Below are 20,503 nucleotides of genomic sequence, written 5' to 3'. Positions count from 1 at the left end.
CGGAGCGCGCGTAGAGTCCCAAAATACCGACCAAGCACTTGCTTGGTAAGACCCTCGGGAGGCCCGGATGGAGGAGACCATCCCGGCGGCGGTGGCCCGCGCGGCGCGCGAGTTCGGGACGGCCCCGGCGCTGGCCGACGGCGCGGCACGGCTCGACTTCCGCGAGTTGCACGACGAGGTCATGCGGGCCGCCCGGGCATTCCTTGCGTCCGGAATCGATCACGGCGATCGGGTGGCGATCTGGGCGCCCAACACCGCCGAGTGGGTCGTCGCGGCCCTCGGCGCGAGCTGTGCCGGCGCGACGCTGGTCCCGGTCAACACGCGCTACACGGCGATGGAGGCCGCCGACATCCTCGACCGCAGCCGCGCCAAGGCGCTGATCGTTTCCGGTCCCTTCCTCGGCGTCGATCGCCTCGCCGACCTGCGGTCCCACGGCGCCGTGCCGCCGCCGCTGGTGATCGGGCTGCCGGAGTGGCCGGCCTTCCTGCGACGCGCGCAAGGCGTGCCGCTCACGCTCGCCGAGTCACGAGCCTCCGATGTACGGGCGGACGAGCTCAGCGACATCCTCTTCACCTCCGGCACGACCGGCCGCAGCAAGGGGGCGATGAGCGCCCACCGCCAGGCCCTCGGGGTGGCGTCGGCGTGGGCCGGCATCGCGGGCCTCACCCGCGACGACAACTATCTGATCGTCAACCCGTTCTTCCACAGCTTCGGGTGGAAGGCGGGCATCCTCGCGTGCCTGCTCACCGGCGCCACGATCGTCCCGCAGCCGGTCTTCGACGTGTCCCGGGCGCTGGAGCTGATCGAGACCGAGCGGATCACGGTGCTGCCCGGCGCGCCGACCCTCTACATCGGCCTGCTCGACTCCCCCGACCGCGACCGGCACGACCTGTCGTCGCTGCGCCTCGCGGTGACCGGGGCCGCGACCGTGCCGCCCGCCCTGGTGACCCGGATCCGGGAGGAGCTCGGGGTCGGTGCGGTGCTGACGGCGTACGGGCTGACCGAGGCGGTGGTCGCGACGATGTGCCGGCCCGGCGACGACGACCGGACCGTGGCGACCACGTCCGGCCGGGCCGCGGCCGGGATGGAGGTGCGGATCGGCGACAAGGACGGCGAGATCCTGCTGCGCGGGCCGAACGTGATGATCGGGTACCTCGACGACCCGGAGGCCACCGCCGCGGCGATCGACCCCGGCGGCTGGCTGCACACCGGCGACGTGGGCCGGCTCGACGACCGCGGCTACCTCACCATCACCGACCGGCTCAAGGACATGTACATCACCGGCGGCTTCAACGTGTACCCGGCCGAGGTGGAGCGCGCCCTCGCCGCGATGCCGGGCGTCGCCGAGGCCGCCGTGGTCGGGGTGCCGGACGAGCGGCTCGGCGAGGTCGGCCGGGCCTTCGTGGTGGTCCGGCCCGGCCACGATCTCACCGAGTCCGAGGTGATCGGGTTCTGCCGCGGCCGGATCGCCGGATACAAGGCCCCGCGCAGCGTCGTGTTCACCCCGGAACTGCCGCACAACGCCTCGGGCAAGGTCCTCAAATACCGGCTGCGGAGTGGCTCATGACGGTTCTCTACGAACGCCGGGACGGCGCCGCGCTGATCACCATGAACCGGCCGCGCTACCGCAACGCGCAGAACTCGGCGATGACGTACGCGCTCGACGACGCGTTCACCCGGGCCGTCGACGACCCCGCCGTCGCGGTGATCGTGCTGGCCGGCGCGGGCGACCACTTCTCGGCGGGGCACGACATCGGCACGCCCGAGCGCGACGCCGACGTGGCCTTCCCGCGCCGGGCCGCGCAGTGGTGGGACCACACCCCGCGGCAGGGCGTGGACCGGCGGATGGCCCGGGAGCTCGAGGTCTACCTCGGGATGTGCCGGCGCTGGCGGGAGATCCCGAAGCCGTCGATCGCGATGGTCCAGGGCGCCTGCGTGGCCGGCGGCCTCATGCTGGCCTGGGTCTGCGACCTGATCGTGGCGGCCGAGGACGCGTTCTTCGCCGACCCGGTGCTGCGGATGGGCATCCCCGGGGTCGAATACTTCGCCCACCCCTGGCAGGTCGGGCCGCGGTTCGCCCGGGAGATGCTCTTCACCGGTGACCGGTTCGGGGCCCGCCGCGCGTACGAGGTGGGCATGGTCAACCGGGTGGTACCCCGGGACGCGCTCGAGGCGGAGACGTTCGCGCTGGCCGGGCGGATCGCCGCGATGCCGCCGTTCGGGCTGGCGCTCGCGAAACGCGCCGTGAACCTCTGCGAGGACCAGATGGGGATGCGCGCCGGCATGGACGCCGTCTTCGGCCTGCACCACGTCGCGCACGCGCACAACGCGGAGACCGGCGCCGACTCGCTCGCCGGGATGGACGCGGCAGCCATGAAGAGGATGGACGCGGCCGCCGTGAAGAGGGCGGCCCGGTGAACCTCGACCTCGCCCCGGAGGACGTCGCGTTCCGGGACGAGGTGCGCGCGTTCCTGGCCGCCCACGCCCCGGGGCGGCTGCCCCCGGTGGACACCCCGGACGGCGCGGCCGCCCACCGGCGGTGGGAGCGGCTGCTCTCCGGCGCCGGGCTCGCCGCCGTCTCGTGGCCGGTCGCCTACGGCGGGCGGGCCGCTCCCCCGCTGCACGCCCTGCTCTTCGACGAGGAGTACCACGCCGCCGGCGCGCCGGTCAGGATCGGTCAGAACGGTCTCTTCCTGCTCGCGCCGACGCTGCTGGCGCACGGCACCGCCGAGCAGTGCGCGCGGATCCTGCCGCCGATGGCCCGCGGCGATACCGTCTGGGCGCAGGCGTGGTCCGAGCCGGAGGCCGGGAGCGACCTCGCGGCGATCCGGTCCCGGGCCGCCCGGGTCGGCGGCGGGTGGCTGCTCAGCGGCCAGAAGACGTGGAGCTCGCGGGCCGCGGTGGCGGACCGGGCGTTCGGGCTGTTCCGCAGCGATCCGTCGGCCGGCCGTCATCGCGGCCTCACCTACCTGATGCTCGACCTGCGCGCCGACGGCGTCACGGTCCGGCCGATCCGGCAGCTCGACGGGCACGCCGGGTTCGCCGAGATCTTCCTGGACGACGTCTTCGTGCCGGATGACGACGTGATCGGCACCCCCGGCGACGGCTGGCGGGTCGCCATGAGCACGGCCGGCCACGAGCGCGGGCTCACCCTGCGCGGACCCGGCCGCTTCACCGCGTCGGCGTCCCGGCTCGTCCGGCTCTGGACCGCGCACGGCCGGGACCCCGCCCTCCGCGACCGGGTCGCCGACGCGTGGATCGCGGCCCGCGCGTACCGGATGGCGGCCTACCTCTCGGTGCACCAGCCGATCCCGGCCAGCGCCACCAAGCTCTTCTGGTCGGAGACGGACATCGCGCTGCACGAGACGGCGCTGTCCGTGCTCGGCCCGGAGGCCGATCCCGGCTGGCTCGACGGATATCTCTTCGCCCTGGCGGGCGCGATCTATGCGGGCGCCAACGAGATCCAGCGCGACATTCTCGCGCAGCGCGACCTGGGACTTCCCAGAGCCATGGGTACGTCGTGAGGCTCCGCCCGCATCCCGAAGACGCCGAATTCGGGGCCGTCCTGCACCGGGCCCTCTCGTCGTCGCCCGCCGAGATCCGGCCGAGGCTCGCGGCGCTCGGGGTGACCGGTCTCGCCGTCCCCGAACGGTTCGGTGGGACCGCGGCCGCCGTCGGCACCCTCGTCATCGCCGCCGAGGAACTGGGACATCACGCCGTACCGGGACCGGTCGCCGAATCCCTCGCGGCCGTGCCGGTGCTGCTCACCGCCTGTCCCGACTCGTTCGCCGGGAAGTGGCTGCCGGAACTCGCGGCGGGCCGGGTCACCGCCGCGCTGGCCGCTCCGCCGTGGATGCCCGTCGCCGCTCCGGCCGACCTCGTTCTGTCAGCCGGGCCCTCGTACACATCTCTGGTGTCCTGTGCCGGCGCCGAATCTCCCGGCTCCTGCGACCGCGTCGTCGCCGAAGGCGCGGCGCTCGCGCCCGTCGTCGAGCGGGCGCTGAATCTCGGCATGCTCGTCTGCGCCGCCCAGCTGCTCGGCGCGGGGCGGGCGCTGCTCGAGATGTCGGTCGAGCACGCGCGCACGCGAACCCAGTTCGGCGGTCCGATCGGCCGTTTCCAGGCAGTTCAGCACCGGCTCGCCGACGTGGCGGTGGGGCTGGAGTTCGCTCGGCCACTGCTCTATGCGGCAGCGGCGGCGCTCTCCAGCCGTGACGTCTCGGCCGCCAAGGTCGCCTGCGGGGAAGCGGCCCACCGGGCGGCCCGGGCGGCGCTCCAGGTGCACGGCGCATCCGGATACACCTGGGAGCACGCGATCCGGCCCTTCCTCACGACGGCCCGGACGCTGCGGTTCTCCTGGGGAACGCCGTCCCAGCACCGGGCCCGCATCATGACGGAACTGGAGGCCGAACCATGAGCTACGAACACGACGCCCTGCGCTCGGCGATCCGCGGCCTGACCTCCGGCTGCACGGCCCGCAACGGCCACGACCCAGCACTGTGGACCCGGCTCTGCAAGGAGATCGGCGTGGCGGGGCTTGCGGTGCCCCCGCAGTATGGCGGTGCCGGCGCCACCATCCTCGAATCGCTGGTGGCGCTGGAGGAGCTGTCCCGGAACCTCCTCCCCACCCCGATGCTCAACACCCTGCTCGCCACCCAAGCCCTCCTGGCCGCCGGTGATCCGGAGGCCTGCGCCCGCCTGCTCCCACCGATCTGCGCGGGCGATGTGATTGTCTCCATCACCGCCGACGGCACTCTCATCGACGCCGCCGGCGCAGACCTGCTGCTGGTGATAGCGGACGACGAACTGTTCGAGGTCGAGCCGGCCGCGGTCGTCCAGCATCCGTTGCCGTCCCTGGACCTGACGCGACGCCTGACGACGATCGCCCCCACCAGCCCTCCCGCCGCTGCCGCTGCCCGTGCCACCGCTGCGCCTGCCTCCGCCCCCGCTGCCGCGCCCCTCGGTGCGCGCATTAACGACATTTCGGATTTGTTGGATAAGGGGAATGAGGTCGCAGGGAACAAGGTCGCGGGAAACGAGGCCGGGGGCGACGCCGAGCGCGGGGCGGTGAGCGGCAAGCGGGTCGGGGTGGTTTCTGGTGGGTGGGTACGGGATCTGGGATGTGTCGCGCTGAGTGCCGAGCAGGTCGGGGCGGCGTCGCGGGCTCTCGAGCTGACCGTCGCCTATGCGAAGAGCCGGGTGCAGTTCGGGCGGCCGATCGGCGGGTTTCAGGTGTTGCAGCATCGGATGGCGGAGGGACACGTCCGGGTGGAGGCTGCACGCTCGGCGTGCTGGACCGCCGCGGAGGCGTTCGCCGCCGGCTCCGCGGAGGCCTCCCGGCTGGCGGCCGTCGCCAAGGTGTGGTGCTCGGAGACGTTGCGGGTGGTGGCCGCGGACATGGTGCAGATCCACGGCGGGATCGCTATCACCTGGGAGCACGACGCCCACCTGTATCTGCGGCGGGCGTGGGACTCGGCGCAGCTGTTCGGGTCGCCGCGCAGTCATCTGGATCGGCTGGCCGCAGCGCTGGTGGGCGGGGACGGCTGATCAGATCCAGTCGTTGTGGCGGGGCCAGGAGAGCAGGGTGTCGACCACCTCGGGGGGTTCGTGCGGGGATATCGCGACCGTGGCGGTGTAGCGGCCCCGGTGGAAGACCAGCGGGGCCGCGTCCCGGCAGTCGCCGAGGGTCGTGACGCGGCCGACGACTATCTCGTGGTCGCCGCCCGGGTGGACGGCCTGGACGCGGCAGTCGGCCCAGGTCAGGGCGCCCGGCAGGAGGGGTGCGCCGGACGGGGCCGGTGACCAGGGGACGCCCTCGAAGCGGTCAGTGCCGGCCGCGCCGAAGATGCGGGAGAGGTCGCGCTGGTCGTCGGCGAGGACGTTGACGGCGAAGAAGCCGGCGGCCAGGACGCGGCGGCCCGAGGACGACGAGGATCGGACGCAGAACAGGACCAGGGGCGGGTCGAGGGAGAGCGGGGCGAAGGCCTGGCACGCGAAGCCCGCCGGGCCGTCCGCGTCGGTGGTGGTCATGATGGTCACGCCGGTGCAGAAGTGGCCGAACACCCGGCGGAAGCGGCGGGTGTCGAGGGACGCCGGCGAGCGGGTCAATGTCCGCCGCCGCCGGAGAAGCGGTGACCCCAGACGCTGTGCGCCGTGGTCTGCCGGGCCACCCAGGTACGGTCGTCGACGGTGAGCCCGCCGGTGCCGTATTCGATGTCGAAGCCGCTCGGGGTTCGTACGTAGAAGGAGACCATCTCGTCGTTGGCGTGGCGGCCCAGGGTGGAGATCAGGTTGGCCTGGTGCCGGGCGCAGCGGTCCATCGCCCGGCCCACGTCGTCGAGCGAGGACGTCTCGACCATGAGGTGGATCAGGCCGGTCGGGGCGGGGATCGGGGCGAGCGCGACGCTGTGGTGCCGCGGGCCGCAGCCGAGGAAGCGCATCCAGAGCGGCCGGTCGGAGGCGGGCAGGCCGAGCATCTCCGGGTGCAGCCGCATCGAGTCGCGCAGCCGGAAGCCGAGCACCTCGGTGTAGAAGCGCAGCGCCGCGGCGTCGTCGGTGGCGGGCAGCACGATGTGGCCCATGCCCTGATCGCCGGTGACGAAGCGGGTCGCCGACACGTACGGCCGGCTGTCCAGGGCGGCGCCGCAGAAGAACTCGAGCCGGTTGCCGAACGGATCGTCGACGGCGAAGGCCTCCGCCACCCGGCGATCGGCGAGGTCGGTGAGGGGTTCCACGGTGACGCCGGCCTTCTCCACAGCCTCCGACAGACGGCTCAGCGCCGAGAAATCCGGCACCTCCCACCCGCTCGCCACCAGACGATCACGCGAGCCGGGCGTCACCACGATCCGGGCCGGCAGCTCGTCCATCCGCAGATAGAGGGAATCGGACGACGGCCCGCGCCCGGCGACCATCCCGAGGATCTTCGTGCCGAACTCCTGCCACGCCGGCATGTCGGTTGCCTCGACCCGCAGGTAGCCGAGGGATCGGATCGGACTCACGAATACGCCCCCTTTGACGACGACAGGAAGTCGATGGCCAGCCGGTTGAACTCGTCGAACTTCTCCAGATGGGCCCAGTGACCGCAGCCGCCGAACACGTGCAGCCGCGCGTTGCGCAGCAGCTTCAGCGCCACGAGCGCGCCGTCGAGCGGGTTGACGCGATCCTCCCGGCCCCAGACCAGCAGCGTCTCGTGCCGGATCCGGTGAGCCTCGCGCCAGAGCAGGCCCTCCTCGGGGAAGGCGGCGAACGACGCGCCCATCTCCCCCATCGCGCGCAGCGCCGCCGGGGAGGACGCCTGCCCGAAGCGCTCGTCGATCAGATCCGAGGTGATCAGGGAGGGGTCGAAGACGAGCGTGCGCAGGAATGCCCCGATCCGCTCCCGGCTGGGGTCACGCGCGAACGCGCCGAGGCGCTTCACCCCCTCGGTCGGGTCGGCCGCGAAGACGTTCAGACTCAGGCCACCGGGGCCCATCAGCAGCAGACGCCGGACACGGTCAGGAGCATCAAGAGCCATGCGTACGGCGGTTCCGCCGCCCAGCGAATTGCCGACGACGTCCACGCGGTCGAGGCCCAGCTTGTCGAGCAGTTCGACGACGCACCGGGAGGCGAACGTGAAGTACTGGCCCGTGATGTGTTCCTCGACCGAGCCGCCGTAGCCCGGCTGGTCGACCGCGATCACGTCGAATCGTGGGGCGAGCGCGGTGATCGTACGCCCGAAATTGCTCGTGGCGGACGCGCCCGGACCGCCACCGTGAAGAAGGACCACCGGAGGCCCTTCGCCCTGTCTGTGGAATGCCAATGTCATGTCACACCATCGCGTCGTTGAGCGGCAGACCGAATTCGCCGCGACCGAACATGGACAGCGCCCGCTCGGGGTCGTTGATCGCGTGCACCCGGCCGGCGTGGGCGTCGCGCCAGAAGCGCTGGATCGGGGTGCCGACCGCCAGGGCGCGACCGCCGGAGTTCTCGAACATCCGGTCGACGGCCCTGATGCTGAGCTCGGTCCCGCGCACTTGATCCCGGCGTACCCTCAACCGCAACGGCATCGGAAGCCGCTCCCCCGCCGTGACCAGATCCATCAGCTCGCGCATGCCGGCCTGAAGGGCCAGCCAGGCCGCGTCGATGTCGCTCGCGGCCTCAGCGACGCGGACCTGGGAGTGGGGGTCCTCGGCGGCACGCACGCCCACATAGGACGCCCGGACGCGTTCGCGCAGGTAGTCGACGTGGGCCCGGTAGGCGCCGGTGGCCATCCCGATGAGCGGCGTGGTGATCGCGTAGGAGAAGAGCGATGCGTACGGGATCCGGTAGAGCGGCCCCGGGTTCTGCTCCTGGCCGGGGCAGCGCAAACGCGAGGTGTCGTTGAAGCTGAGCGACCGGTGGGCCGGCACGAACGCGTCGTCGACCACGATGTCGTTGCTGCCCGTCCCCCGCAGGCCGACGGTGTGCCAGACGTCCTCGATCGTGTAGTCGCCGAGCGGCAGCAGGAACGTGCGGAAGTCGGCGGGCGTGCCGTCGTCGCCGGGCGGGACGATGCCGCCGAGCAGCACCCAGGTCGCGTGATCACAACCGGACGAGAAGCTCCAGCGGCCGGCCACCCGGTAGCCGCCCTCGACCGCCGTGATCCGCCCGGTCGGCGCGTAGGACGACGACATCCGGGTGCCCGGGTCGTCGGCCCAGACGTCCTGCTGCGCGCGGTCCGGGAAGAGCCCGAGCTGCCAGTTGTGCACGCCGATCACCGAGGCGACCCAGCCGGTCGAGCCGCACGCCGAGGCGATCTCGCGGACGCCGGTGAGGAACGTGAGCGGGTGCGCCTCGAAGCCGCCGAACCGGGCCGGTTGCAGGAGACGGAAGAAACCGGTCTCGGCGAGCGACTTCACGATCTCCGGGTCGAGGGCGCGGCGGTCCTCGGTCTCCTGGGCTCGCTCGCGGAGAACCGGTAACAGTTCTCTGATCTGCTCGAGGACCGCCTCCATGAGATCCCTCCAGGTGTTTGGCTCTCCATCCGCGTGGGACCTATAGTAGAACACGTTCTACCTATCTGGAGGTCTACGCGATGCAACCTCGGCTGATCGACGCGGGACGTCCCCCGGCCCGGTTCGCGCGGGGCTGGCACTGCCTCGGGCTCGCCGACGCGTTCCGGGACGGCCGGCCGCACGCGGTCTCCGCCTTCGGCACGAAGCTGGTGGTCTTCGCCGACTCCTCCGGCGCCCTGCACGTGCTCGACGGCTACTGCCGGCACATGGGCGGCGATCTCACGATGGGGACGATCAAGGGCGACACCATCGCCTGCCCGTTCCACGACTGGCGGTGGCGCGGCGACGGCCGGTGCGCCGCGGTGCCCTACGCGCACCGGATCCCGGCGCGGGCCCGCACCCGGTCGTGGACCACCTGCGAGGAGAACCGGCAGCTCTTCGTCTGGAACGACCCACAGGGCAACCCGCCGCCGCCGGAGCTCGCGATCCCGCGGATCGAGGGCGCGTTCTCCGACGAGTGGAGCTCGTGGACCTGGGACTCGGTGCGGATCGACGGGGCGAACTGCCGCGAGGTCATCGACAACGTGGTCGACATGGCGCACTTCTTCTACATCCACTTCGCCTTCCCGACGTTCTTCAAGAACGTGATGGAGGGCCACGTCGCGGCGCAGTTCCTGCAGACCCGGCCGCGGCCGGACGTGCCGATCACGGCGTCCCAGTCGGGCGACTCGACGCTGCGGTCCGAGGCCGCCTACTACGGGCCGTCCTACATGATCGACTACCTCTACAACAACTGGCACGGCGTCGACGTCGAATCCGTGCTGATCAACTGCCACTACCCGGTCACGCCCGACTCGTTCGTGCTCCAGTGGGGCGTCATCGTGAAGCGGATCCCGGGCATGTCGCGGGAGCAGGCCGGCCGGGCCGCCGCGAAGTTCGCGAAGGGCGTCGGCGTCGGATTCCTCCAGGACGTCGAGGTCTGGCAGAACAAGTCGCGGATCGACAACCCGCTGCTCTGCGCCGAGGACGGGCCGGTCTACCAGCTCCGCCGGTGGTACGAGCAGTTCTACGTCGACGTCGAGGACGTCAGCGAGGACATGACGGCGCGCTACGAGTTCGAGGTCGACACGACGCGGGCGGTGGAGACGTGGGAGGCCGAGGTCGCCGCCAACCAGGCACGGGCCACATGACTCCCCCTTCCGAGCGGGAGTCCTATCTGCTCGGCGGGCTCTCCGCCGTGTCGTGCGATCGGTGCGGGGCCTCGGTTCTGGCCGGGAAGCGCAGTGCCATGCAGACGAGCGTGCAGTGGCCGGGCGGCGGGTGTGCCGACCTGCTGTCGTCGGCTGCCGGCCGTCCGCCCGCGCTGGTTCCCACCTGCTCCCATCTGCGGGACAGCATCGAGAGGGCTGCTGGTGAGGGGCGGTGGGATGCTTCTTTCGATTCGTGAGATCGTCTGGGAGACGGCTGATGCGTGCTCGCTGATCTTCGACTCTTCGTTCGCCTACGAGCCCGGGCAGTATTTGACGGTTTCGACGCCGGTAGGGGCGCGGTGTTACTCGCTCGCCTCGTCACCCTTTTCCGGATCCATGCCTCAGATCGTGGTCAAGAGGGTTGCTGGCGGACAGGTCTCGAACTGGATCTGCGATCACGTCCGCCCGGGTGATCAGCTGTCCTGCACCGGGCCGGCCGGGAGGTTTACCCCGTCGTCGCTCTCCGCCGACCTGCTGCTGCTCGCCGGCGGCTCGGGCATCACCCCGATCATGAGCATCATCACGTCGACGAGCGGCTCCCCGGCGCTGATCTATGCGAACCGGGACGCCTCGTCGATCATCTTCAAGGACGAGCTCGACGGCTTGCTGCCGGTCACCCACTGGCTCGACTCGGAGCGGGGCCTCCCCACCGCCGACGGGCTCGCCGCGCTGATCCTCCCGTACCGGGAACGCGAGGCCTTCGTCTGCGGGCCGGAGCCGTTCGTCGCCGTGGCCGAGAAGGCGCTCCAGCTCGCCGGCGTCCCGGATTCCCGCATCCACATCGAACGCTTCGAGCCGGCGGCGGTCGGCGACATCGACGCGACGGTCTCGGTCACCATCGACGGCCGCACCCATGATCTCCCCTGGCCGGCCGGCAGACGCCTGCTCGACGTGATGATCGACGCCGACCTGAACCCGCCCTTCTCCTGCCGCCAGGGCCAGTGCGGCGCGTGCGCGGTCCGCATGACGAGCGGCGAGGTCGACCTCCTCAACAACGAGATCCTCGAGGAGGAGGACTTCGCCGACGGCTACATCCTCGCGTGCCAGGCGATTCCGCGATCGCCCTCGATCTCCATAACCTATTTCTGAGGGTACGAACGGACGCCGGCCTGCGGGTCAGTGGCGGGATGTCATGTCGAGGGCTGCCAGGTAGCCGAACGTCATCGCCGGTCCGAGGGTGGCTCCCGCGCCCGCGTAGCCCCGGCCCATCACCGAGGCGGCGGCGTTGCCGGCGGCGTAGAGGCCCGCGATCGGGCTGCCGTCGTGGCGGAGGACCCGGGCTCGTTCGTCGGTGCGGAGGCCGCCCTTCGTGCCCAGGTCGCCGGGTACGAGGGAGAACGCGTAGAACGGCGGCTTGCGCAGCGCGCCCAGGCACGGGTTGGGGCGCTGGCGGGGATCGCCGTAGTAGCGGTCGTACGCGGAGTCGCCGCGCCCGAAGTCGTCGTCGCGGCCGGTCGACGCGAAGCCGTTGAAGCGCTCCACCGTGGACCGCAGCGCCGCCGGCGGGACGCCGATCCGGGTGGCGAGCTCCTCCGGGGTGTGGGCGCGGTGCGCGATGCCGGCGTCGAACCAGCGGCGCGGCAGCCGGGCGCGCGGGGCACGGCCGGCGAAGACGTACCGATCGCGGTAGCTCTGGTCGGTGACCAGCCACGACGGGAGATGCGACGGCGGGCCGAGCATGGCGTGCACGGCGTCGACGTAGGGGGCGGCCTCGTTGACGTACCGCCGGCCGCTCGCGTCGACGATGAGGCTGCCGGGGAGGTTGCGCTCGGCGAGGCAGAAGTACGGCCCGCCGGTGAGCGGGATCGACGGCCCCCACCACGCCTCGTCCATCAGATCGAGCGCCGCGCCCGCGTCCTGCCCCGCCGTGATGCCGTCGCCGGTGTTGCCGGCCGCGCCGACCGTCCACGACGTGCCGATGCCCTGGAACTGCCGCCGCATCCGCTCGTTGTGCTCGAATCCGCCGCTCGCCAGCACGACACCGCGCCGTGCCCGCAGCGTGACGTCGCCGCACTCGATCCCGGTCACCCGCCCGCCCTCGACGATCAGGCCGGTCATCGGCACACCGAGCCGCACCGGCACACCCGCCGCCCGGAGACCGGCGCGCAGACCGGCCGCGAGGGCCTGGCCCATGGTGAGCCGGCGCCGTTTCCGCAGGCGATCGGCGGCGGTCACGACGGCGAGGCGTCCGGCGGTGGAGACGGACCGGGCATGCCGCAGCCCGAGCGACAGCCACCGGAAGTCGACGGCCGTGACGGCCATCCCGTTCGGCGCCGCGAGGTAGGGCGGTGCGAGATCGTCGAGATCCGGTCCGGCCGCGCGGGCGTCCAGAGGGCGAGGTTCGATCGTACGGCCGCGGGCCAGCCCTCCGGGCGCCTCCGGATGGTAATCGGGATAGCCGGGCACCCAGGCGAAGTCGAGCGGCGTATGGCTGCGGACGAACGCCAGCATCTCCGGCCCGTACGCGAGGAACGCCTTCTGCCGGGCCACCGGAACCTCCGCCCCGGCCACATGAGCGAGATAGGCCGACGCGTCACCGTCCGGCTCCCGCGCACCGGCGGCGGCCGCGGTCAGCACCTCGTTGCCCGGCAGCCACAGGCCGCCGCCGGAGCGGGCCGTCGAGCCGCCGAAGACCGGGGCCTTCTCGACCACGACGGCGGTCAGCCCGTGCTGGGCCGCGGTCAGCGCCGCGGTCATGCCGGCGGCGCCGCTGCCCGCCACGACGACGTCGAACTCTTCGAAGGTCACTAGAACAGGTTATAGTTATCGCCGTCCGGCGCGCTATGGTCGCGCCTTCAGCTTATTGATACCTGTTCTAGGAGACCTCGTGTATGACGTCGTGGTGGTGGGCTTCGGCGCGGCCGGGGCGTGCGCCGCGATCGAGGCGGCCGAGGCCGGGGCCCGGGTGCTGATCATCGACCGGTTCGGCGGCGGTGGCGCCACCGCGATCTCCGGTGGAGTGATCTATGCGGGCGGCGGCACCCGGTTCCAGCGGGCCGCCGGCGTCGAGGACGACCCGGAGAGCATGTACGAGTATCTGCGCACCGAGACGCGCGACGCCGTCACGCCGCCGACGCTGCGACGGTTCTGTGAGCAGAGCGCGGAGATGCTCGAATGGCTCGCCGGCCACGGGGTGCCCTTCGATTCACGTGTCTGTCCGGAGAAGACCTCCTATCCGACGAACCGCCATTACCTCTATGTGTCGGGGAACGAGACTCCACCCGTACCCCGAGGGCATCGCACCCGCGCGAGAGGCACCTCCGGCCATGAGCTGCACCGGAGATTGGCCGAGGCGGCCCGCGCAGCGGGCGCCGAGGTGCGCACACAGACCCGGGCCGCCGGGCTGACGCAGGAGACGGTCGAATGTCGGGAGCTGACCGGCTGGCCGCGGGCTGTGCATCAAGCCTTGCACCGGCTGTCCGTGAAACCCGGCGTCTATCTGACAACTTTCGGCGATTTCCTGCACCGGCGGGTCCGCCGCATCGAGGACCGCTGGGCGCGACCGGCGGCGATCCCGGCGCGGACCGTGGTGCTGGCGGCCGGCGGGTTCGTCTTCGATCGGGAGATGATGCGGACGCACGCCCCGCTCTACCGGGGTGGCCTGCGACTCGGAACGCCCGGCGACGACGGCTCCGGGATCCGGCTCGGCCTCGCCGCCGGCGGTACCGCGGCCCATCTGGATCGCGTCACCATGTGGCGATTCCTCACGCCGCCGTCGGCGCTGACCGGCGGCCTGCTGGTGGACCGGGACGGGCGGCGGATCTGCGACGAGAGCCGTTACGGGGCGGTCATCGGCGACGCCGTGCTGCGCAGTCCGGGCGGGCGGGCCTGGCTGCTCGTCGACGCCGCGATCCTGCGCGCGGCGCGGCGGCAGATCGGGCGGCAGACGTTGTGGTTCCAGCGCTGGCAGGCGTGGTGGATGCTCGGGCCCGGAAAGGTGAGCGGGCCGACCCTCGCCGCGGTGGCCGCAAAGGCCGGAGTGGACCCGGCCGGGCTCGCCGCGACGGTTTCCGCAACGGCCGGGAAGAGGCTGGAGCGGGGACCCTATGCGCTCATCGACGTCTCGGTCCGCGCGCTTCCGGCGCCGATGCTCACGCTGGGCGGGCTCGTCGTGGACGAGGAGACCGGGGCGGTCGCGGGCACCGGGCGGCCGGGCCTCTTCGCGGCGGGGCGGAACGCGGTGGGGATCTGCTCGGGCAGCTATGTGAGCGGACTGTCGCTCGCCGACTGCGTCTTCTCCGGGCGGCGGGCCGGATCCCATGCGGCCGCGCTGGCGAGAGAAGAGCCGGCTCGCGTGGGCGAAGAAAGGACGGCTCGCGTGGGCGAAGAAAGGACGGCTCGCGTGGGCGAAGAAAGGACGGCTCGCGTGGGCGAGGAGAGGACGGAAAGGACGGATGGTGAACGACGATGAGTGCCGGGTGATCGCGGATCGGCTGCTGGCGGCCGAACGGGACCGCGCGCCGATTCCGCCGCTCACCCGGGAACGGCCCGGGCTCACGGCCGCCGACGCGTACGAGATCCAGCTCTTCAACATCCGCAGGCGAACCGCGCCGATCGTCGGGCACAAGGTCGGCCTCTCCTCGAAAGCGATGCAGGAGATGATGGGCGTGGACGAGCCCGACTACGGCCATCTGCTCGCCGACATGCGGTTGTCCGAGGACGAACCGGTCGACGCGGGCCGGTATTGCCATCCGCGCGTCGAGATCGAGGTCGCGTTCCTGCTCGGCGCCGATCTGCCGGCCGGGGATTGCACCGAGCGGGACGTCCTGGACGCGACCGAGGCGTTCGCCCCGTCCATCGAGCTCATCGACAGCCGCATCGAGGATTGGCGGATCGGCCTCGCCGACACCATCGCGGACAACGCGTCGTCGGCCGGTTTCGTGGTCGGCGCCGATCGCGTCCGGATGGACGACGTGCGCGGGATCGACGCCGTTCTCCACCGCAACGGCGAGGTGGTCGCCAGTGGCCGTTCCGACGCGGTGCTCGGCGACCCGGTCACGGCCGTGGCGTGGCTGGCCCGGACCGTCGCGCGATTCGGGGTGCGCTTGCGGGCCGGCCATCTGATTCTGCCGGGCGCGTGTGCCCGGGCGGTCGACGTGCGGCCCGGCGACGAATTCCTGGCCGCCTTCGACGGGCTCGGCTCGGTGCGGCTCACATTTGACAAAGAAAAGGAAACAGCATGAAGGCGGCGATCGTCGGGTCCGGCAACATCGGGACCGACCTGATGTACAAACTGCTGCGCTCGCCGGTGCTCACGCCGCTCTACATGGCCGGGGCCGACCCGGCGAGCCCGGGATTGCGCCGGGCCGCCGCGGAGGGGCTCGAGACCGGGACCGGCGGCGCGGAATGGCTGCTCACCCGGGATCCGCTGCCCGATGTGGTGTTCGAGGCGACATCGGCGGCGGTCCATCGCCGAAATGCGCCGCGGTACGCCGCGGCCGGCATCCGCGCCGTCGATCTGACGCCCGCCGCGGTCGGGCCGGCCGTCGTTCCGCCGGTCAATCTCGGCGAGCATCGGGACGCCACGAATCTCAACCTCGTCACCTGTGCCGGGCAGGCCACGATTCCGCTGGTGTTCGCCGTCTCCCGGATCGCCGCGGTGTCCTATGCCGAGATCGTGGCGACGGTCGCCTCGCGGTCGGCGGGGCCGGGCACCCGGACCAACATCGACGAATTCACCCGGACGACGAGCCGGGGATTGGAGACGATCGGCGGCGCCGGCGCGGGAAAGGCCATCGTCGTCCTCAATCCGGCCGACCCGCCCCTGATCATGCGGGATTCGGTGTTCTGCGCCGTGGCGACGGACGCCGATCGGGAGGCCATCGCGGCATCCGTCGCGGAGATGGTCGCGGACGTCGGGAGATTCGTCCCCGGCTATCGGCTGCTGGACGAGCCGCAATTCGATGTGCTCGGCCCGCGGCTCAAGGTGGGGATCTTCGTGGAGGTCGCCGGGGCCGGGGACTTCCTGCCGGCGTACGCCGGGAACCTGGACATCATGACCGCCGCCGCGACACGGGTGGCCGAGGAGCTGGCGCGATGACGACCGCTATCCGGATCACCGATTCCACGCTGCGGGACGGGTCGCACGCGAAGCGGCATCAGTTCACGGCCACCGAGGTCCGCGACATCGTGACGGCGCTCGACGCCGCCGGGGTACCGGTCATCGAGGTGACGCACGGTGACGGGCTGGGCGGGTCATCCTTCACGTACGGTTTCAGCCACACCCCCGAGCAGGAGCTGATCACGGTAGCGGTGGGCGCCGCCGGCCGGGCGCGGATCGCGTTCCTGATGCTGCCCGGCGTGGGCGTCGTCGACGACATCCGGGCCGCCGCCGGCAACGGCGCGACGGTCTGCCGGATCGCCACCCACTGCACCGAGGCGGACATCGCGGTGCAGCACTTCGGCCTGGCCCGGGACCTGGGGCTGGAGACGGTCGGCTTCCTCATGATGGCGCACGCGATCCCGCCCGCCGCCCTGGCCCGGCAAGCCCGGATCATGGCGGACGCCGGGTGCCAGTGCGTCTACGTGGTCGACTCGGCGGGCGCGCTCGTGCTCGATCAGGTCGGTGACCGGGTGTCGGCACTGAAGGCCACGCTCGGTGACGACGCGGAGGTCGGCTTCCACGGCCACGAAAATCTCGGCCTCGGCGTCGCCAACTCGATCCTCGCGATCCGGGCCGGCGCGCGGCAGATCGACGGGTGCACCCGCCGGTTCGGGGCGGGCGCCGGCAACACGCCCACCGAGGCGCTCGTCGGCGTCTGCGACAAATTGGGGATCGAGACCGGCGTCGATTTCTTCGCGATCGCCGACGCCGCGGAAGAGGTGGTGCGACCGGCCATGCCCGGCGAATGCCGATTGGATCGGATGGCGCTCATCATGGGCTACGCGGGCGTCTATTCGAGTTTCCTGTTGCACGCCTATGCGCTGGCCGAGCGCTATGGGGTGTCCGGCGCGGAGATTCTGGTGAGGGCCGGTGAGCGGCGGCTGGTGGGCGGCCAGGAGGACCAGCTCATCGGAATAGCGCGGGAACTCAGCCGCTGACCGATCCCTCCCGGGCGTCCAGCAATTCGTCCCAGTGCTCGGCCGTCCAGGCGCACGCCGCGTTCATCGGCTCCAGCATGCTGCGCCCCAGCGGCGTCAACGCGTAGGCCGTCCCGCGGGTGACGAGGCCGTCCCTTTCGAGCAGGCGCAACGATTTGGTGAGCGCCTTCGCGGTGACCCCGCGCAGCGGAATGCGCAGTTCGGAGAAACGGCGCGGGCCGCCTTCGAGACAGCGGATCACCATGCCGGACCACTTGTCGCCGAAACGGATCGGCGAAAGGGTCGACGGGCACACCGGATCGAACATGTCGGGATCGAGCGGCATCACGGTCACAAGAATCCACGATAGACGAACGGCGGGCAGGTATCCGATCGGAAACCGGGCTTCCCGCTACGGTCCGGGGCATGAGCGAGATCGCGATCTTCGGAGCGAACGGGCGGGCCGGCCGGGCGGTGACGGCCGAGGCGGTGCGGCGAGGACATCGGGTCACGGCCGTGGTGCGAGACCCGCATGGGTACGAGGGAACGACCGGTCCCCGGGTGCGGGTGACGCGCGGGGACGTCACGGATCCGAGGGCCGTCACAGCGGGCCACGACGCGATCGTCAGCGCGGTCTTCGACGGTGCGGCGGAGCCCCGGGCGTTCTACACGGCGGCGGCGAAGGCGCTGCTGAGCCACGGCACCGGGCGCTTGATCGTGGTGGGGCTCTCCTCGATCCTCGCCACGGCGGACGGCACACCACTCATGGACACCCCCGGATATCCCCAGGAGTACCGCGCGTTCTACGAGGCGCACGCGGCCGGCGCCGAGATTCTCCGGCGCGCCGATCAGGACTGGCTGATCGTCAGTCCGGCCGGCGATTTCGACCATCGGGGCGGGGAGCGGACCGGCCGTTACCGGATCGCGCCGGCCGATGCGGAAAGCCGGATCTCCCATGCCGGCCTCGCTGTCGCGATCCTCGACGAGATCGAGCGGCCGGCTCACCATCGTACGCATCTCGGGGTTGAACAAAGCTCTTGATCTTCGGCCCCGCTGAAGCGGGGCCGAGTCTTGTACGTGTACCCGGCATCGCGGTCTCCTCGTGATCTAGCCGGCCGCCACCCGGTCGGTGAACGCGGTCAGGTTGGTCATCGCCCGGTCGATCCGCTCATCGAGGGTGAGCGTCTCCTCCCGGCGCACCAGCCGCATCTTCGGTGTCCGTTTTCCGCGCAGGTAGAGCGAGCACGCCAGGTCGGCGCAGATGTACGCGCCCACCGTGTTTCCCCGCCTGCCCGACGCCCCGGCCAGCGGCGCGGCGAACAACACCACCCCACCGCCCGCGTGCTCGGTGAGGCAGACCTGGCACATGCTGGAGCGCAGAGCGGACGCCTTGACCGAATCCGGTCGCCGCATCACGATCCCGGACGGCCCGTCCTCGCCCGGCATGACCAGGAGCGCACGCTGCGGCGCGCCCGGATCGGTCCAGCCGAGGAAGTCCAGGTCGTCCCATCGGAGGTCGGTGAAGCCCACCGGCAGCTTGATCCGGCCGGCCTCACCCTTGCTGCAGTTGACGAAGGAGTCCCTGATCTCCTTCTCGTCGAGTGGTCGCATGGCCGCGAACCTAGCCCAGACAAGATCTGTTGACGAACGATTTCTACTCATTGCGCAAGAATCAAGCCGCTGGTGGGGACCCCGGTTCCGGCCGTGACGAGCACCGGCCCGTCGCCCGGAACCTGGTTCACCGCGGTGCCGCGCACCTGCCGCACCGCCTCGGCGATGCCGTTCATGCCGTGGATGTAGGCCTCGCCGAGCTGCCCGCCGTGCGGGTTCACCGGCAGCCGGCCACCGAGCTCGATCCCGCCGTCCGCGACGAGATGCCGGGCCTCGCCGCGGGGACAGAACCCCAGTTCTTCGAGCTGCATCAATACGTACGGGGTGAAGTGGTCGTAGAGAACGGCGGCTCGCACGTCGTCCGGGGCGAAGCCCGACTGCTCCCACAGCTGCCCGGCCACCACGCCCATCTCCGGCAGCGCGGCGATCGCGGGCCGGTAGTAGCTCGTCATCACGAACTGCCCGGGACCGCTCCCCTGCGCCGCCGCGGCCACCACGGCCGGCCGCTGCGCCAGGTCGCGGGCCCGCTCGGCGGAGGTGACGACGAGCGCCACCGCGCCGTCGCTCTCCTGACAGCAGTCGAGCAGCCGTAGCGGCTCGGCGATCCACCGGGAGGACCGGTGGTCGTCCAGGCTGATCGGCCGGCCGTGGAACCACGCGTACGGATTCGTGGCCGCGTGCCGCCGCATCGCCACCGCCACCCGGCCGAAGTCGTCCGAGGTGGCGCCGTAGTCGTGCAGGTAGCGCCGGGCCACCATGGCGACCATCGCGGCCGGGGTGGCGAGGCCCATCGGATAGTGCCAGCCGGCGTCGGCGTCCGGTGGCGCCACCGCCCGCCCGAAACGCCGGCCGGACCGCTCGTTGAGCGCGCGGTAGCAGACGACCACGTCGGCGATCCCGGCGGTGATCGCGAGGACGGCCTGCTGCACCACGGCGCACGCGGCGCCTCCTCCGTAGCCGATCCGGCTCAGGAAGCGCAGGTCACCCATGCCGAGCTCGCGGGCCACGGCGATCTCCGGGTTGTTGTCCATCCCGAACGTCACCAGCCCGGACACCTCACCGGCGCGCAGGCCGGCGTCGTCGAGCGCGGCCCGGACCGCCTCGACGGCGAGCCGCAGTTCGCTGCGCCCCGAGTCCTTCGAGAACTCGGTGGCCCCGATCCCGGCGATCGCCGCCCTCCGCGAGATCGCGCCTCCCCGCTCGGCTGCGGCTTCCGGCGCGTCCACGGCTTTCGGCGCGCTCACGGCTCTCCGTTCGGTCGCGGCTTCCGGCGCGCTCACGGCTCCACCGTCACTGTTCCGGTCACGTGGGCGCCGGCCGCGGTACGGCCGGTCACCGCTATCCGGCCGGGATCCACCCGGAAGCCGGTGAAGGTCAGCGTGTCCCCGGCGAAGCAGGGCGTGCCCAGGCGGATCGCGATGCCGCGCACCCGGGCGTCCGGGAACCGGTCGGTCACGTAGCGCTGCACCAGCCCCGTCGTCGTGAGAATGTTGAGGAAGATGTCCCGGCCACCCCGGCTCCGGGCGGCGTCCCGATCGTGGTGGACGTCCTGGAAGTCCCGGGTCGCCAGCGCCGCCGTGATGATCAGCGTCGGCGTGACGTCGAGGGTCCACGGCTCGAGCGCGGGCAGGTCGAGCCGCCACGCCGGCA

The 20,503-nt window shown here is 71.7% G+C and carries 21 protein-coding genes and 1 pseudogene; 13 read left to right on the top strand and 9 right to left on the bottom strand.

Annotated elements, in window-relative coordinates:
• The first annotated feature begins 67 nt into the window (after nt 1–67).
• From AB0G10_RS22685 to AB0G10_RS22665, 5 genes are read left to right on the top strand one after another with little or no spacing between them, the layout of a single operon-like run.
• The gene (locus AB0G10_RS22685; protein ID WP_360924869.1) at nt 68–1,567 is read left to right on the top strand and encodes a FadD3 family acyl-CoA ligase; all 1,500 of its coding nucleotides are present in this window, start codon (nt 68–70) and stop codon (nt 1,565–1,567) included.
• A complete protein-coding gene (locus AB0G10_RS22680) occupies nt 1,564–2,418 on the top strand; it encodes an enoyl-CoA hydratase (RefSeq protein WP_360924866.1) in 855 nt (284 codons plus the stop codon). Before AB0G10_RS22685 ends, AB0G10_RS22680 begins: the two co-directional genes overlap by 4 nt.
• On the top strand, nt 2,415–3,524 hold the full coding sequence (locus AB0G10_RS22675) for an acyl-CoA dehydrogenase family protein (protein ID WP_360924863.1): 1,110 nt from the start codon (nt 2,415–2,417) through the stop codon (nt 3,522–3,524). The genes AB0G10_RS22680 and AB0G10_RS22675 overlap by 4 nt, the downstream gene beginning before the upstream one ends.
• Entirely contained in the window at nt 3,521–4,417 is an 897-nt protein-coding gene (locus tag AB0G10_RS22670) for an acyl-CoA dehydrogenase family protein (RefSeq protein WP_360924860.1), read from the top strand. Before AB0G10_RS22675 ends, AB0G10_RS22670 begins: the two co-directional genes overlap by 4 nt.
• Entirely contained in the window at nt 4,414–5,547 is a 1,134-nt protein-coding gene (locus AB0G10_RS22665) for an acyl-CoA dehydrogenase family protein (RefSeq protein WP_360924857.1), read from the top strand. Before AB0G10_RS22670 ends, AB0G10_RS22665 begins: the two co-directional genes overlap by 4 nt.
• On the opposite strand, the gene hsaB is transcribed toward AB0G10_RS22665, so the two are convergent.
• From hsaB to hsaA, 4 genes are read right to left on the bottom strand one after another with little or no spacing between them, the layout of a single operon-like run.
• Nucleotides 5,548–6,108, bottom strand: a complete 561-nt coding sequence (gene hsaB / locus AB0G10_RS22660) for a 3-hydroxy-9,10-secoandrosta-1,3,5(10)-triene-9,17-dione monooxygenase reductase subunit (RefSeq protein ID WP_360924854.1) — start codon at nt 6,106–6,108, stop codon at nt 5,548–5,550.
• Nucleotides 6,105–6,998, bottom strand: coding sequence for an iron-dependent extradiol dioxygenase HsaC (gene hsaC, locus AB0G10_RS22655; RefSeq protein WP_360924852.1), 894 nt, complete (start codon nt 6,996–6,998; stop codon nt 6,105–6,107). Before hsaC ends, hsaB begins: the two co-directional genes overlap by 4 nt.
• Nucleotides 6,995–7,804, bottom strand: a complete 810-nt coding sequence (gene hsaD / locus AB0G10_RS22650) for a 4,5:9,10-diseco-3-hydroxy-5,9,17-trioxoandrosta-1(10),2-diene-4-oate hydrolase (RefSeq protein WP_360924849.1) — start codon at nt 7,802–7,804, stop codon at nt 6,995–6,997. Before hsaD ends, hsaC begins: the two co-directional genes overlap by 4 nt.
• Before the next feature lies 1 nt (nt 7,805).
• Nucleotides 7,806–8,972, bottom strand: a complete 1,167-nt coding sequence (gene hsaA, locus AB0G10_RS22645) for a 3-hydroxy-9,10-secoandrosta-1,3,5(10)-triene-9,17-dione monooxygenase oxygenase subunit (protein WP_360924846.1) — start codon at nt 8,970–8,972, stop codon at nt 7,806–7,808.
• Nucleotides 8,973–9,052: 80 nt separating this feature from the next.
• Between hsaA and AB0G10_RS22640 the strand changes: the two genes are divergently transcribed.
• From AB0G10_RS22640 to AB0G10_RS22630, 3 genes are read left to right on the top strand one after another with little or no spacing between them, the layout of a single operon-like run.
• Entirely contained in the window at nt 9,053–10,162 is a 1,110-nt protein-coding gene (locus AB0G10_RS22640) for a Rieske 2Fe-2S domain-containing protein (RefSeq protein ID WP_360924843.1), read from the top strand.
• Nucleotides 10,159–10,419 carry a hypothetical protein gene (locus AB0G10_RS22635; protein ID WP_360924840.1) on the top strand — a complete coding sequence of 87 codons (261 nt, stop codon included), beginning with the start codon at nt 10,159–10,161 and terminating at the stop codon, nt 10,417–10,419. Before AB0G10_RS22640 ends, AB0G10_RS22635 begins: the two co-directional genes overlap by 4 nt.
• Nucleotides 10,400–11,311 carry a ferredoxin--NADP reductase gene (locus AB0G10_RS22630; RefSeq protein ID WP_360924837.1) on the top strand — a complete coding sequence of 304 codons (912 nt, stop codon included), beginning with the start codon at nt 10,400–10,402 and terminating at the stop codon, nt 11,309–11,311. The genes AB0G10_RS22635 and AB0G10_RS22630 overlap by 20 nt, the downstream gene beginning before the upstream one ends.
• A 27-nt stretch (nt 11,312–11,338) precedes the next feature.
• Here the strand turns inward: AB0G10_RS22630 and kstD are convergent, their stop codons facing one another.
• Nucleotides 11,339–12,970: a 3-oxosteroid 1-dehydrogenase gene (kstD, locus tag AB0G10_RS22625; RefSeq protein ID WP_360924834.1), complete on the bottom strand. Its 1,632-nt coding sequence runs from the start codon at nt 12,968–12,970 to the stop codon at nt 11,339–11,341.
• A 79-nt stretch (nt 12,971–13,049) separates the two neighbouring features.
• On the opposite strand from kstD, the pseudogene AB0G10_RS22620 reads away from it, so the two are divergent.
• The 4 genes and pseudogenes from AB0G10_RS22620 to dmpG form a co-directional block, all read left to right on the top strand.
• Nucleotides 13,050–14,498: pseudogene (locus tag AB0G10_RS22620) on the top strand (FAD-binding protein); the annotation flags it as partial.
• Between the two features lie 118 nt (nt 14,499–14,616).
• Nucleotides 14,617–15,405, top strand: a complete 789-nt coding sequence (locus AB0G10_RS22615) for a 2-keto-4-pentenoate hydratase (protein WP_360924831.1) — start codon at nt 14,617–14,619, stop codon at nt 15,403–15,405.
• Nucleotides 15,402–16,262, top strand: coding sequence for an acetaldehyde dehydrogenase (acetylating) (locus AB0G10_RS22610; RefSeq protein ID WP_360924828.1), 861 nt, complete (start codon nt 15,402–15,404; stop codon nt 16,260–16,262). Before AB0G10_RS22615 ends, AB0G10_RS22610 begins: the two co-directional genes overlap by 4 nt.
• Nucleotides 16,259–17,263 carry a 4-hydroxy-2-oxovalerate aldolase gene (gene dmpG, locus AB0G10_RS22605; RefSeq protein ID WP_360924825.1) on the top strand — a complete coding sequence of 335 codons (1,005 nt, stop codon included), beginning with the start codon at nt 16,259–16,261 and terminating at the stop codon, nt 17,261–17,263. Before AB0G10_RS22610 ends, dmpG begins: the two co-directional genes overlap by 4 nt.
• Here dmpG and AB0G10_RS22600 read toward each other — a convergent pair.
• On the bottom strand, nt 17,253–17,588 hold the full coding sequence (locus AB0G10_RS22600; RefSeq protein ID WP_360925033.1) for a helix-turn-helix domain-containing protein: 336 nt from the start codon (nt 17,586–17,588) through the stop codon (nt 17,253–17,255). The two genes, dmpG and AB0G10_RS22600, sit on opposite strands and share 11 nt — an antisense overlap.
• 80 nt (nt 17,589–17,668) lie before the next feature.
• Here AB0G10_RS22600 and AB0G10_RS22595 point away from each other — a divergent pair, with 80 nt between their 5' ends.
• A complete protein-coding gene (locus tag AB0G10_RS22595) occupies nt 17,669–18,283 on the top strand; it encodes an NAD(P)H-binding protein (protein WP_360924822.1) in 615 nt (204 codons plus the stop codon).
• 66 nt (nt 18,284–18,349) lie between these two features.
• Here the strand turns inward: AB0G10_RS22595 and AB0G10_RS22590 are convergent, their stop codons facing one another.
• From AB0G10_RS22590 to AB0G10_RS22580, 3 genes are all read right to left on the bottom strand, one after another.
• The gene (locus tag AB0G10_RS22590; protein ID WP_360924819.1) at nt 18,350–18,853 is read right to left on the bottom strand and encodes an FBP domain-containing protein; all 504 of its coding nucleotides are present in this window, start codon (nt 18,851–18,853) and stop codon (nt 18,350–18,352) included.
• A gap of 47 nt (nt 18,854–18,900) precedes the next feature.
• Nucleotides 18,901–20,040: a lipid-transfer protein gene (locus AB0G10_RS22585; RefSeq protein WP_360925030.1), complete on the bottom strand. Its 1,140-nt coding sequence runs from the start codon at nt 20,038–20,040 to the stop codon at nt 18,901–18,903.
• 89 nt (nt 20,041–20,129) lie between these two features.
• Entirely contained in the window at nt 20,130–20,483 is a 354-nt protein-coding gene (locus AB0G10_RS22580; RefSeq protein ID WP_360925027.1) for a MaoC/PaaZ C-terminal domain-containing protein, read from the bottom strand.
• Nucleotides 20,484–20,503 lie beyond the last annotated feature (20 nt).

Origin of the sequence: Actinoplanes sp. NPDC023714 (assembly GCF_040639855.1) — a bacterium.
GTDB lineage: Bacteria > Actinomycetota > Actinomycetes > Mycobacteriales > Micromonosporaceae > Actinoplanes.
The sequence above is the reverse complement of the archived record's forward strand: the minus strand, read 5'-3'. Positions and strand labels throughout refer to the sequence as shown.